The 12,912-nt window shown below is 35.2% G+C and carries 12 protein-coding genes; 11 read left to right on the top strand and 1 reads right to left on the bottom strand.

Annotated features, from left to right (window positions below):
• The first annotated feature begins 116 nt into the window (after window positions 1-116).
• Window positions 117-752, top strand: a complete 636-nt coding sequence (locus G6Q48_RS19975) for a hypothetical protein (protein ID WP_166268156.1) — start codon at window positions 117-119, stop codon at window positions 750-752.
• A gap of 64 nt (window positions 753-816) precedes the next feature.
• Here the strand turns inward: G6Q48_RS19975 and G6Q48_RS19970 are convergent, their stop codons facing one another.
• On the bottom strand, window positions 817-1,512 hold the full coding sequence (locus G6Q48_RS19970) for a hypothetical protein (protein ID WP_166268154.1): 696 nt from the start codon (window positions 1,510-1,512) through the stop codon (window positions 817-819).
• Between the two features lie 250 nt (window positions 1,513-1,762).
• Between G6Q48_RS19970 and G6Q48_RS19965 the strand changes: the two genes are divergently transcribed.
• The 10 genes from G6Q48_RS19965 (at window position 1,763) to G6Q48_RS19920 (ending at window position 12,912) form a co-directional block, all read left to right on the top strand.
• The gene (locus G6Q48_RS19965; protein WP_099660700.1) at window positions 1,763-2,491 is read left to right on the top strand and encodes a hypothetical protein; all 729 of its coding nucleotides are present in this window, start codon (window positions 1,763-1,765) and stop codon (window positions 2,489-2,491) included.
• A gap of 130 nt (window positions 2,492-2,621) precedes the next feature.
• Complete coding sequence (locus G6Q48_RS19960; protein ID WP_166268152.1) at window positions 2,622-3,119, top strand: hypothetical protein; 498 nt, start codon at window positions 2,622-2,624, stop codon at window positions 3,117-3,119.
• Between the two features lie 77 nt (window positions 3,120-3,196).
• On the top strand, window positions 3,197-4,486 hold the full coding sequence (locus G6Q48_RS19955; RefSeq protein WP_166268150.1) for a recombinase RecT: 1,290 nt from the start codon (window positions 3,197-3,199) through the stop codon (window positions 4,484-4,486).
• 48 nt (window positions 4,487-4,534) lie between these two features.
• Window positions 4,535-5,629, top strand: coding sequence for a lambda-exonuclease family protein (locus tag G6Q48_RS19950; protein WP_166268148.1), 1,095 nt, complete (start codon window positions 4,535-4,537; stop codon window positions 5,627-5,629).
• A gap of 37 nt (window positions 5,630-5,666) precedes the next feature.
• Window positions 5,667-6,035: a hypothetical protein gene (locus G6Q48_RS19945; RefSeq protein ID WP_166268146.1), complete on the top strand. Its 369-nt coding sequence runs from the start codon at window positions 5,667-5,669 to the stop codon at window positions 6,033-6,035.
• A gap of 53 nt (window positions 6,036-6,088) precedes the next feature.
• Window positions 6,089-7,102: an AAA family ATPase gene (locus G6Q48_RS19940; protein ID WP_166268144.1), complete on the top strand. Its 1,014-nt coding sequence runs from the start codon at window positions 6,089-6,091 to the stop codon at window positions 7,100-7,102.
• Between the two features lie 74 nt (window positions 7,103-7,176).
• Entirely contained in the window at window positions 7,177-8,364 is a 1,188-nt protein-coding gene (locus tag G6Q48_RS19935) for a DUF3150 domain-containing protein (RefSeq protein ID WP_166268142.1), read from the top strand.
• A gap of 64 nt (window positions 8,365-8,428) precedes the next feature.
• On the top strand, window positions 8,429-10,219 hold the full coding sequence (locus G6Q48_RS19930) for a VWA domain-containing protein (protein WP_166268140.1): 1,791 nt from the start codon (window positions 8,429-8,431) through the stop codon (window positions 10,217-10,219).
• A 236-nt stretch (window positions 10,220-10,455) separates the two neighbouring features.
• Window positions 10,456-11,487: a conjugal transfer protein TraF gene (gene traF / locus G6Q48_RS19925; RefSeq protein WP_166268138.1), complete on the top strand. Its 1,032-nt coding sequence runs from the start codon at window positions 10,456-10,458 to the stop codon at window positions 11,485-11,487.
• Window positions 11,488-11,502: 15 nt separating this feature from the next.
• Window positions 11,503-12,912, top strand: coding sequence for a conjugal transfer protein TraH (locus G6Q48_RS19920; RefSeq protein ID WP_166268136.1), 1,410 nt, complete (start codon window positions 11,503-11,505; stop codon window positions 12,910-12,912).

The raw sequence follows: 12,912 nt of genomic DNA, 5'->3' as shown, positions 1-12,912 counted from the left end.
ATCCCCTGGGCGAAATGCGCCTGGTAAGCAGAGTTTTTGAAATGTAAGGCCTTTGAATAAGACAAAAGGCTGCCTCATCGCTAACTTTGCAACAGTGCCCGTAAAAGAAGGGTAATATGATAACTAAAATTTATGCTGTTCCTGAAATTAAAATAAATTTATTTGAAAAGTTATATCATTGGACATCTATTAAATCAGCCATATCAATTTTAGAAAGTGAAAATATTTATAGTAATAAAGATGTAGGCAGACATGCTAATTTTCACATAAAGGATAAAATAGAAGATTACGAAACAAACGCGCAAATACGACTTATATTCAAGTTTAAAGGGATTCATAAATTAGCATTTGGTAACACATTTGATCAGACCCTCCCCCCGCCAGAATTTGAAAATAGTATTTTTCACTTGATAACTTCAGATGAAGTAAAATATGCCCCAAATAACATATCAACATTTAGCACACTAAATCATTGGCAATCAGTCGTATATCCAAATACTCGCGGGCTTATTTTTCAAGGTGTAGACTGGAATCCATCTCCTACTGTGGTTAGAAATAAAGACTGGTATCTACATCCAATTTATAATTTAGATACCGAGCCTAAAAAACCCTCAATTCTTAACAGAAAGGCACGTAAACAATATCAAATAGATATTGAAATTTATAGGTTGAGAGAAAAGCTAATGTTGCTAGAAACGAATGCAAAAGATAAAGAATTTACAGTTATTCCACCAAATAGTAATGAATTATAAATTTAAAATATTAACTAGGTGGTCACGTAGCTGACCACCTTTATACATTTAGTTTACAGAAAAATTATTTATCTTCAGCACCAGTGCTGTCATTATTGTTTAATTCATTTTTAGCATTTTTTTCATTTATCGAATGATCGATTTCTAAACGCTTCATTGTTTCGCCATGACGAATAATCGTACTAAATATACCGCGAATACGCTTATCGGCAGTGATTTGAGTTTCCAGTATTTCAGCCAATGGTACTAACGAGTAATGTCGGCAAACATCAAGGTACTTGATTATGAGATCCAGTGTTTCTAAACCACTGCACATTCGTGTAGCCAGATAGGTACGGTTTTCAATCGTCATATCGCGGGGAGTCGAATAACTCAATAACTCATATTTAGTACCCCGTTCAGCCTCTACTTCAGCTATGACCTGTGCCAATGTCTGCTTATAGTTTTCTATATCAGAAAAATTACTATCAACTGCCTGATTGAGTGACTTCATGATAGCAGCAGCTCGATCACGCATAATTTTGTCTCGATGCATAAGACAGCGTTCAAGGCGCTGTTCCAACAAATAGGCGGCTTGGCTTGCTACAAAGAACCGTTGATGATAGGCATCAATCGCAATAGTTGTATCTAAATGCATTTGGTATTCAGACGACGGTACAGAAGTTACTTTTTTCCGTCTTGTTTTTCGTGTAGTTACTGAATCGACAACTTCTTTATCCTGACTCATGTTTTCTCCAAAACCGGTTTCAAAGACCTTCATTATACGTACCAATAAAAAAGAACTTTTCATGATAGCAATAAAAGTTGTAATCAAAAAAGGGACTTGCATTCTTATTATTTTTGAAACAGAATGGTTCTGTTACAAGTGTCTGATTGACACTACATCTAGCTATGTTAACTCATAGTTCAATTCAGAGAGATCTCAATAAACCCTCTCTCCCCCGAAGTAGTTTTTACTACTAACGGTTTTAAACTCTCCAACAATACCCAAGTTTACGAAGGTAAATTATATGTTAATCATATCAATACTAGTGATTGGTGTGCTTGTTCACGCCTGCCTGAACTATAAATTCACGGTTGCATACGCTTCAATAATGTTTGCGCTTGTGTTTTTGTGGGATGGATCACTACCAAACGTAGAAAGTTTTAGCACTAAAAATCTGGTTTCGATTGCTATCAGTACAACTATCTTCATGATTTTGTATCTGAATAAACGCAATAGAGATCAGCTTAATAGACGAAAGGCACATTTTCGCAATGCCGATGATGTGAACCTATATCCAAACGCTGAAGTTCCAACTTCACACGAGTTAATGATTGCACACGATTGTGAGCAAAAAGACGACTCAAGCAATAATTATCCGGAAATTTGCGCCTTAAATAGCGATAGATTGGATAGAAATGAAGCACAGCTTTCATCTTCTAACGACTGTCGAAAGGGCTCTCACAAAGAATACCACGGTATTTTACGTGATTTCGGAGTAGCGCACTACCAGTTCAAACCTCAAAACAGACGGTCCTATTACGTTCGTATTGATGAAGATATCATTTGGGGTTTAGGTCTGGCAGATGCAATTGCTAACTCAACGGTGCAGAAAGGTGATTTCATCACACTCAAAAAAGAGCGTGAAGAAGTTGTTGAATATGCCCGTATAATTGATGAGTCAGGAAACCGACTCGGTAGTGAGAAACTGGCAGCTCCCAAACGGAGATCTTTCTGGTTAATCACAACTGTTTAGCATCACGCTTAACAGTCAAGGCTTTTCTACGCCCTAATAAAATATATTCAATCATTGAATATACTTTATTCAAAAACTCTGAGCTCATAGTTTTAATTATGTGTCTCTTATTTAATAAATAGGTGAAAATATGTGTGAATTATCATTCTCAGGTAAAATAAATATTATTCGCTCGACTCAAGTAAAAGACAAAATAGTCTATGATGTCATGCTTGAAGATCAAAGTGCTTACTTTCATATAGTTTGTAAGGACACCAAACTTGCAGAGATATTATCAAATGCTAAAAGCAATGATACGATATTTGCAAAGGGTGAAGTTAAATTAAAAGAATCTGTAATTAACAATGTTGTTAAAGAAAGATTCTATATTCTTCCATTTATATTATCAATCAATGGCGTTAATACTTACCAAACAAAATCAGAGATTGAAATAGATGAGGAAGCAAGACAACAGCGCGTTAGAAGTTTAGAACGCATCAGAGAGTTAACGGATATATTAAAATTTAATAAATCCAGAAATTCGCTTGATGAATCAAATAAAAAATTGGAAGAAAATAAATATGATAATAATCAGCTTTTGTTAAAAAGCCAATTATTAAGTTCATTAGATAGTAAAAAATCTATTTGAACTAATATTCATCAATTCCAATTCAAACAATAGCCGCTATATGCGGTTTTTTTGTTTCTTAAATAGGTATCTTATATATGTCATCATCGAATATAGTTCAAGGTAGCAAAGCTGTTTCTAACATAATCGCAAGTTTAAAACCGAAATTTACTGAGAACTCTCTTAGTGAAACATCGTATTTTAATGAAGCAATTTTTGCTAAGAATCAGATTGATAACAACAAAAAACTAATGGCGATTGCTATTAATAATCCCGCTAGTTTTAAAACTGCTTTTTTACAGCTTGCAACAACGTCACTAACGTTAGACCCTGCTCAAAAATTAGCATACTTAGTACCCAGAGATGAGCGTGTTATTCTTGATGTCTCGTATTTGGGTTTAATTAAAATGGCTATTGAAGCTCAAATGTGCAAAAACTTAATTATAGATTTAGTTTTTGAAAAAGATAAATTTGAGTTCAATGGCAGACGGACACCACCAACACATCACTATGACCCTTTTGCTGATGTTGGAAATATTCTTATAGACCAATTCGACAAAGGCTCAATCGGTGAAAGAGGTAATTTCAGGGGGGTGTATGTTGACTACCTTCTGCATGACGATACTCACTTGATTTACTTCATAACCAGACGTGATATTGCAAGCGCCCGTTTAAAATCTGCAAGTTGGCTGTATAGTCCTGATAAATCTCCGTGGTCGTTGTTTACTACACAGATGATCAGAAAAACTGCTATCAAATCCTGTATACACTTACTTCCTAACGCTAATCAGGCAATCATGCGAACAATTGATTATCTGAATACAGATGGGGGTGAGGGTTTTACTCAAAATCGTCCTGTTTCGCTCGAAACAACTACTTATGAAGCTGTACACGCATTTACCGACCAAAACTCAGCAGTAGTAACAGACTCGCCTAAAAACGTGTCTGAGGCTATTGTAGTTGATGTCATTCGTAATGGAGTGAAACGGCGGATTGACAAGCTGGTTGAACGGTGCAGCAAGACCAATGCATTTGAAAGTATGCTTGATGAAATCTCAAATAACTTTGAGTTTAATCCTGCTGAAATTGAATATGCAAAGGAGGAATTAATAGCAGAAAGAAAGAATGTATTTAATAAAATACTAACTAATGCAATCCAGAATAATAATTTTGAAGATGTTGATAATTTCATTTCAACTGTTTCAGGCTCAGATCAAGTGGCATTTATAAAAACACTTGAGCAAGTTAAATCTGATTTAGCTTGTTGCCGACAGTTATTCTCTGATTGCAAAAAACAAAGCGATATGACACCACTTATAAATAAGTTGTCTATTATCGAATTTAAACCGTTATCTGATTATATTTCGCTTACTATTGAGCGGAATTAATAGATATCAACCGGACCCGTAGTTTATCTACGGGTTTTGGATATTAATATGAATAATTTCGATATATATGATCTCATTCAAGGCTCTGATAAATGGTTAAGCTGGAGAAAAACGGGTGTAACAGCTACGTGTACCCCCACACTTAATCCCGAGGTTAAAAATGAGTTCAGCAATACTCCTTACAGCTTATATTTAGAATGGATCGGTGCTATTCCTCCAAAGGATTTGTCATGTATACGGCAAGTTGAAGTAGGGAAGCTATCCGAACAGTTCGCCCGACACTGGTTTGAGAATCAGTATGGGGAAATCAGTAGTCCATGTTGCGTGCGTAGTAGGAAATATCCGCACATGATAGCCTCACTTGATGGACTTATTGATAATAATGATGTTGTAGAGTTCAAAAATATATCCCCAAAAAATCACCGTATGTTATTAGAGGAAAAAGCAAAATCTTCAGTTTTCAACTATTACAAATGGCAGGTTTATCATCAAATGGTAGTTACTGGCAGCACATACGGGTACTTGGTATTCTGGTCTGCTAAAGAAACACCTATTGTCTTTAAATTAAAAATTAATGACAAAATAATAAATAAGGTTGTTACCATCACCAAAAGATTCTGGAATTGCGTTAATAACAAAACGCCTCCTGAATTTTATGCAAATAAGGATATAATTTATTTAAATAGTGATGATGTACTAAAAGAACGTAATATTAATCCTGATGATTTAATATCACGAACCAAAAAGTTAGTTGAATTACAATCTGCATTTCAATTAGCACAAAAACAATTGAATGAAGCTAAAGAAAAAGTAGCATCATTTGAAGAACAGATAAGAAATGAAATAAAGGTTTTATCATCTGTATTAAAGTTACAACCTAATGCTCCCCTGAGGCTTGAAGGCTTTGGAATTCGATATTTAGAATCTCAAAGCGCTCCACGATTTTCTTGGAAGAAACTAAGAGAGAAATTGGGTATCAATGAAGAAGATCATCCTGATTGTTATGGTGAGTCGTCAATTAGAACATCAATAACAAGTTATGAATATCATTCTTCCAATTCAATATCATCCTCTGATAATTATCAAGATAACGATAATAATCAGAAAGGTGATTCAATAATAGATATATATAACTATTTATAATAACCCTGAGTTTTAATTCAGGTGTTAAGGATTATCAATGAATAATATCATTAATATGACAACTTATGCTGCATCCGAGGATCAAAAAAATTTTGGAGTTATTGATTTAACTCAAGATGAAAATGAAAAACTTCGTATGCTATTACGTGTTACAAACACCGAAAGAAAAGATTTATTAAACCAAGCAAATAGCATTGCTTTATTTGCTGGATTCTTGAGTGTTAAGTACAAAACAAATAAATGTTTGATTGGTGGAAAATCTTTTCTCATTCCTTTTATTACTAAAAGCATGAGAGATTTAGACATTGAAACTTACATGACCAACGTAAAACAAGTAACAACATTTGTGAATGGCGAGGTTTTAAAACGTCAACGTCATTGCGGTGTTATTAATTGTTCAATTTAACAAACTTAAACCTCAAATTAATTTGAATGTTTATTATTTAAATAGGTAAATATATGAACGCTGTAAATAACAGTTTTGATATTAAACGTAACACTCCGGTCGATATGGAATCTTTAGGTATTATTCTGCCTGAGAATTTAAAGGGCAAATATAGTATCAAGGGTTTTTCTAATGACCATCAATTTTCAGAGTATATTCCGAAATTTAATGAGAAATATGTGTTTGAACCTTCACTCAGAAAGCATGTGTTAATGTGGTTTGATAACCCGTTAGATACATCACTCTGGATTTCTGGACCTACTGGCTGTGGAAAATCTTCAATAGTTGAGCAAATTGCTGCTCGTATGAATTGGGGATTGATGAAAGTAACAGCCAGTCCTGATCTTGATATGAGTAGCTTACTCGGTAGTTTTCGCCTAAAGGTCGATAAATTAACGGGTGATCAAGAAACAGTCTTTCATGAAGGACCGCTAACCATCGCGTATAAGCATGGGTTGGTTTTTCTGATTGATGAGTATGACCAATTAGAACCTTCCGTAGCTAACTCCCTTAACGGGATCTTAGAGATGGGTTCTCTTGTCATTCCTGAAACAAATGAATGCATTCATCACCATGAGAACTTTAGATTTGCAGTAACTGCAAACAGTAATGGGACCGGTGATATGACAGGAAATTACAGTGGTGTAAAACCGCAGAATATAGCCAACCTCGATAGGTTTATGTTTGTTGAGGCTGACTATATGCCCAAAAAAGAAGAACGTAAGCTACTTGCTTCATTTTTGTCTGATCCTGAATCACATCAGTTACTGACGGATGGGCTAATAAAGCTGGCTAACGATGTACGTAAAAGTACATCTGCGACAGTCACTAACTTCAGTAGTACCGCTATTTCAACTAGAAGCCTTGTGAATGTTGTTCGCCGTTTCGATTTTATGCTTCGTTCTAAACAACCACCGGTAGATATTCTGTTAGATGCATGGCAATTACATATCTCTAACAGAGCTCCTGAAGATGAAAAAATAGCATTGAACGATATGTTTAATGTTTATTTTAAATCTAAATTTTAATTATTAATAAATCGACAAGGTAAATAGATTTATCTATTTGCCTTTTTTAAATATATAAATATGTAGGTAAATTTATGAGCCCAAACATTCTTGAAAACGTAGTAATTTTTTCTCTGGAAGGTATCCGTTTAACTACTGGAAGAAAAACACTTAAAGGTAAAGATATTAAGGTTATTAACACTGGAGATATAGTTCTGCCTCCCGAAACAATAGCCAGCCTCGGAACCAAAAAGGTTATTGACCCTGCAAAAATCAACAAAATGCGTACCTTTCGTACTGGTGCTGATGCTATCTGTTCAAAATATGGTGTTCCATTCTTGAACGGGTATGCAGTGCCGACTTCACTTGCAAGTCACGTAAGACAGCAGTTAAATGATTTAAAGGACCAATTCTATATATTCAAAAATGAGTTTTTATCCGCTATATCAACTGATTTTCTTTCATGGTTAGATAAAGAAGATGAAACTGTAAAAAAACTGTTTGAGTCCGAAGTTATTGACGTCAAACGGTTAGATGAAAAGCTACAATTTGGTTTTTCTTCTTTCAATATTTCACCCTTTGGTGAAGGCGAGTCAGAAGAAAAAGTACAAAGCCTTAAAGAATCTGTCCTGCTTGATGTTGTTGATAGAATTTCTGAGTTACGGGAACGTGGCTCATACAATGCATCAAACATATCTCAAACTACACTCAATACGTTACGAGAAGTTGCAAGTAAGCTGAAAGGATTAGCTGTATTAAATCCAGATGCTGGCAGTTTAAGTGATTATTTGAGTAACTTTATTTCAACGTTGCCAAGCGTTGGGAGATTGTCTAATGACGAATCAATTGCCGTAACAACACTTTTTATCACGTTATCAGACATTAAAACTTTGAAGCAGTTAATAAACTCCACCAATTTGAACAATGTATCAGATGTGGAATTAACTGTTTTACCACAAACTATAAACAACATTGATGTATCAACTGCCATACCAACTTCAGTACCTGTAACGGGTAATACTGATAGTGATTTCATTGAAATTGTAGTCGATGAAGATGATCTTGCTGAACCAACAGAAAACGATTTAAACATTGTGAATGTCGCCGAAAACTCACAAACGGTGACAGTACCGAATGTGAGTCAAGATGTTGTAGAAAATACGACACCAACTCCGACACCAATTGATGTTCAATCAGGACCTCAAGTAGTTTCTTCGGATCTACCTGTAAATTCATCCTTTAGTGTTGAAGATGAAAATCAGGATGTTCCATTTTTCTACTAATAATATGGGAAACCAAACTAACGCCTGAATTTATTCAGGCGTTTTTATTTAAATAGGTATATATATGAAACAATTAAGAAGTGCAGCCTCATTAGCAATCGTTGCTAATGTATTAGCTGGAAAATTTGACATTTCAATTAAGTTTACTACTGACGAAGCGTATTGTGGTGTATCTGAAAGTGGTAAATATGAAATAGGGATTCCTTACACAACTGATACATCTTTCGGTAATATTTTGTTAGGTTTTTTACTTCATGAAATTGGACATGCCAAATTCACTGATTTTTCATTTGTTGCTCAAACAGGCAATAAATATATTAGTGTATTAGAAAATATTTGTGAAGATATCTGGATTGAATCAAAGTTAGAGCATGTTTATGGTGGTGCCAAGTATTACTTGGATGCCGTCAGACAACATGTTTTTACAGAAAAACCTATTAACTCCGTCATTTCTATTGAGGAAAAAATAACGTTTTTCATAAACTATGTTTTACTGCATGGTAGAAGTAAATACAACGGAGTCGTTGTTAACAACATTAACGAACTAAAACTTCAATTCATTTCAATCTTTACCAAAGCAATTTCTGACAAGGTTGATAGATTATTAGAAATGGTGCTTTCATCCACAACTACTGTCGATAATAATCTAATTGCCAAAAAATTATTCATTGTTCTAGCAACAGCCCTTCAGCTCAAACCACAAGATACGTTACCCCCTTCTGATGGTAGCTCTGACGATGCTGGTAGTCCTAGTTCTGGTAACTCTGAAGGTAATGACCCTGATGGTTCCGGTAACTCTAACTGCTCTGGTGTGGGTGAAAGTTCAAATGGACCTAATGATGTCAATGTTTCAACCGAAACTGATATTGACGATTTAGATTCAGATCCAGAGAGTTTTAGTTACATTTTTAAGGACGTTTCATTCGATAGTATAAATGACAATGTTATTCAAGATATAACATCTACAATCTCGAATCCGGAACAACTTAAAAAAGATATGAGTTCCAAGGGAATAGTTAATGATTTTTTTAACGTTGCTATTATTAACACAGAGTGGAAGAAGAATTTTGATCAAGCCACTCAAACAATAACTTCACTTGATATTAAGAGAAGTTTGACAACAGGAAGTAGATTACGCCGGTCATTTGAAAAATTAGTCCATGATAATACTACATCCACTTCACGGTTAAAGGAGCAAGGCGCAAGAATTAAATCTAGTAAATTAGCAGGTGTTAAAACGGGAAACACTAACATTTTTAAGACTAAAAATGTTATCCAAAGCCCAAATTGTGCTTGTTCTATTTTACTTGATACTAGTTCCTCAATGTATGAATACCACTTTGATACATCCCGTATTCGAGCTGCATTATCTTCCGTCATTGCAGTATTGGAAGGGTTAAATATTTCAGGTGTTTCAACAGCTTGCTATGCATTTCCGTTTTACGTTGAAGAATCCAATTCTCTACTAGTACAAACGATGAAGCCAAGATACACACCGCTTCGCGCAAGTATTTCTCAAGGTGTTTTTACGCACAAAGGATGTTTAGGCTCTACTCCATTGGCTGAAAGTTTGATTCCCGTAATAAGCGAAATCGCTCTATCAAGGGAAAAGAAAAAGATGATTTTCATTATCACTGACGGGGAACCGAATGATGATAAAAAGACACAAGAAATCATCAATTCAGCAACAATCGAAGGAATAGAAGTCTGTACCTTTGTATTGAACGAAGATGGAACAAACGAAGCCTATTTCAAGGGGATATTTGGTAAAAACACTATATTTATCAAAAATTTCAATGAAATTGAGCAATCCATACTTCAAATGTGTGCAAATTTAATAGTCACAGCACGATAGTAAAAGGTTACTTTTCGCGTTGTTACACGAAGTTTGTTTTCACTTACAACAACTATAAAGCCTCCTTCATCGGGGGCTTTTTTTTTACTTGAAATTTATCACCCTAATACAAGAAAAAATAATTATTGCAATTATAAAATACAAATATTTTCCATGTAAAAACTTAATAAAAACAGAGTGTTCCTAATGCAAAACATTTTTATTAGGTCGCTGACATCAAACATAAGTGAATTTCAATGAGAAAACATAAATATTTATCTATGGTGGTAGTTGTAGCTATTTCATTTTCAGGAACAGGTTATTCTTTGGCAAATCAGGAGCCTAAGAGAGCATACGATGATTCTGAGCAGGTAATTGGTGGAAGTGTACAAGACTTGGAAAAAAAAGATGAAGGGTGGTTTTTCTATAATGAAAAGCAAGTCACGAAACCAAAGCCAATCACTCCAACTAAACCAAAACCAGATACACCAAAACCTAAGCCAGTCGAACCAAAACTAACACCAGCGCTAGCTCCTGCACCAGAGCCGAAATTTACAGTTAAATGGTATCGGGAAAACATTCAGAAGCTACGAGATGAGGCTATTGATAATCCGACTAAAGAGAATGTAAAGCGATACTATTACGCACAACGGATCATGCTGGACAAAGCCAGTCGTTATGCAGATATGGCGAGACTGGTAACTACTACTGATCCGTTCATTGATGAAAACAATCGCCGATCCACATCCTCATTTGCGGCTATGGAGCAAACACGAGTAGCTGACGAAAACAGAGGACGTGTTTTGAATAGCATTTCAAGTAAAGCAGGTATCTTTTTCTTTTTTAAAGGAAAGGAGTGTCCTTTATGTGAGAAGCAAGCCTTTGTTTTAAAAACATTTAGTCATGAAACTAGCATAAATGTAATTCCTATTTCTGTTGATGGTCTCCCTCTACCTCAAAATGAATTTAACAATATGAAAATTGATACCGGTCAAGCCAAAAAACTTGGAATTACTAATGTACCGGCGATTGCATTAGCCATACCCCCTAAAGATATCAGAATCATTTCATTTAGCGCTATCAGTAGTGATTCTCTGAAGGAACGCACTGTGTTGATTGCTAAAGATGCAAAACTAATTTCTGAACAAGATTACACAAGCACACTTCCCCTTAATCACAATGGATATATTGACAGCGACGTAATCAAAGATATGCCAGACGATATTTTAAATGACCCAATTCTATTTGTTGAATATATCCAAAAACGATCTCAAGTTACAAAACCTTAAAAGGCTAATTTCGTAATGAAAAAGACATTATTAAGTTTGGTTGTTACAGCTCTTTTCGGATTTACTCCTATTAGTCAATCCGCTGATGTAAACGAGCAATTAAATAAGATGTTTGGCTCTATGTCGAACACAACCAGCGGTGGTTCTTATAAGAGTGTTACTCGCGAGGGGTACGTAGGAGGGGGCTTCGTGGTCCGTAATCAACTACGAACCCTTACACCCGTTAACGTAACGTTACCTAAAGCGTCTGGTGGGTGTGCCGGTATTGATTTCTTTGCAGGGTCATTCAGTTTCATTAACACGGAAGAATTTATTCAATTGCTCCGAAATATCGCGGCTAACTCTGTCGGACTGGCATTTCAGTTGGCTATTAACGCTATGGATGCCGTACTTGGAGGGGAGTTATCAAAACTACAATCCATCATACAAAAGCTGAATGAATACACCGCCAACTCATGTCAATTATCAAAAGGTTTAATGGTAGATATGGCAGGTGCAATTAGCGAAGAAATGAAAACGTCAGTGTCTGCACAGCTTTCGTCAAAAGGTATTCAGGATTCATTCAATAGCTATAAATCCGAGGTGTTAGGTAAACAACCGCCAATGATAGCAGCACAAAAAGCCGGTTTAACAAAACCGTGTACTCACTACGGTAATGTAATGTGGTGTTTATTAAGTAAAGGTGGATTTAATAGTGGATTTTTAAATTCTACTGACGAACAAAAAGAATTAGTTATGAGTTTGACTGGTATGGTTATTGTAAAAGAAGCCACACAATCTAATGACAAATCCACTCCCATATTGCACCAAACAATTGCCCCCATCCCTATTGAGGAAGTCTATGAACTGTTGATGAAAGGCTCAAAAGAAAAAGAAAATGTTCAAATCTATGGCTGTGGTACATCAAAAGACACCTGCATAGCTCCAGCACCGAAGAAAATTAAGGTTGATGGGCTTCAGACTCAGTTCTTAGATATATTTGAAAAATATAACTATCTTCAAAAATATATAAGCAATGAGAAACCTGCTGAAAACATAAAGCAAAAAGTATTGTTTTTCAATGTTAATGGGGCTGTCACTAATGGTTACAAATTAATAGAAGGTCAAGATACTACTAGAGCAATGCACTATTACAGAAATATATCTGAAATAATTAGTTATGAAGCAGCCTTCGTATATTTAAACGATATGTTAACTGCCGCAGAAAGCAGTGCAGATAGAATTATAGAAAACAATGAGGAACCTATTTTTGCTCATATCAAAAAACAGCGTGAAATGATACGAGATGCAAAAGTAACCCTTCGACAAATACATGATGGTTACATTGTTAAGCATGGTAGTTTAGTCAGAATAAACGAAATATTTAATACATTCATGGTCGGTACGAAGCCAATTCACGTTCCAGATGGTGTGAACGCCCAATAA

Source organism: Providencia sp. M-27, from assembly GCF_011077905.1.
GTDB lineage: Bacteria > Pseudomonadota > Gammaproteobacteria > Enterobacterales > Enterobacteriaceae > Providencia > Providencia huaxiensis.
Note: the sequence above shows the minus strand (reverse complement) of the source record. Positions and strands in the feature narration are given on the sequence as shown.

Excerpts from the sequence above, each read along its gene's own strand:
- G6Q48_RS19930 (WP_166268140.1), top strand. The coding sequence starts at position 8,429 with ATGAAACAATTAAGAAGTGCAGCCTCATTAGCAATCGTTGCTAATGTA.
- traF (WP_166268138.1), top strand. The coding sequence starts at position 10,456 with ATGAGAAAACATAAATATTTATCTATGGTGGTAGTTGTAGCTATTTCA.
- G6Q48_RS19970 (WP_166268154.1), bottom strand. The coding sequence starts at position 1,512 with ATGAAGGTCTTTGAAACCGGTTTTGGAGAAAACATGAGTCAGGATAAA.
- G6Q48_RS19975 (WP_166268156.1), top strand. The coding sequence starts at position 117 with ATGATAACTAAAATTTATGCTGTTCCTGAAATTAAAATAAATTTATTT.
- G6Q48_RS19935 (WP_166268142.1), top strand. The coding sequence starts at position 7,177 with ATGAGCCCAAACATTCTTGAAAACGTAGTAATTTTTTCTCTGGAAGGT.
- G6Q48_RS19940 (WP_166268144.1), top strand. The coding sequence starts at position 6,089 with ATGAACGCTGTAAATAACAGTTTTGATATTAAACGTAACACTCCGGTC.
- G6Q48_RS19945 (WP_166268146.1), top strand. The coding sequence starts at position 5,667 with ATGAATAATATCATTAATATGACAACTTATGCTGCATCCGAGGATCAA.
- G6Q48_RS19960 (WP_166268152.1), top strand. The coding sequence starts at position 2,622 with ATGTGTGAATTATCATTCTCAGGTAAAATAAATATTATTCGCTCGACT.
- G6Q48_RS19955 (WP_166268150.1), top strand. The coding sequence starts at position 3,197 with ATGTCATCATCGAATATAGTTCAAGGTAGCAAAGCTGTTTCTAACATA.
- G6Q48_RS19920 (WP_166268136.1), top strand. The coding sequence starts at position 11,503 with ATGAAAAAGACATTATTAAGTTTGGTTGTTACAGCTCTTTTCGGATTT.
- G6Q48_RS19965 (WP_099660700.1), top strand. The coding sequence starts at position 1,763 with ATGTTAATCATATCAATACTAGTGATTGGTGTGCTTGTTCACGCCTGC.
- G6Q48_RS19950 (WP_166268148.1), top strand. The coding sequence starts at position 4,535 with ATGAATAATTTCGATATATATGATCTCATTCAAGGCTCTGATAAATGG.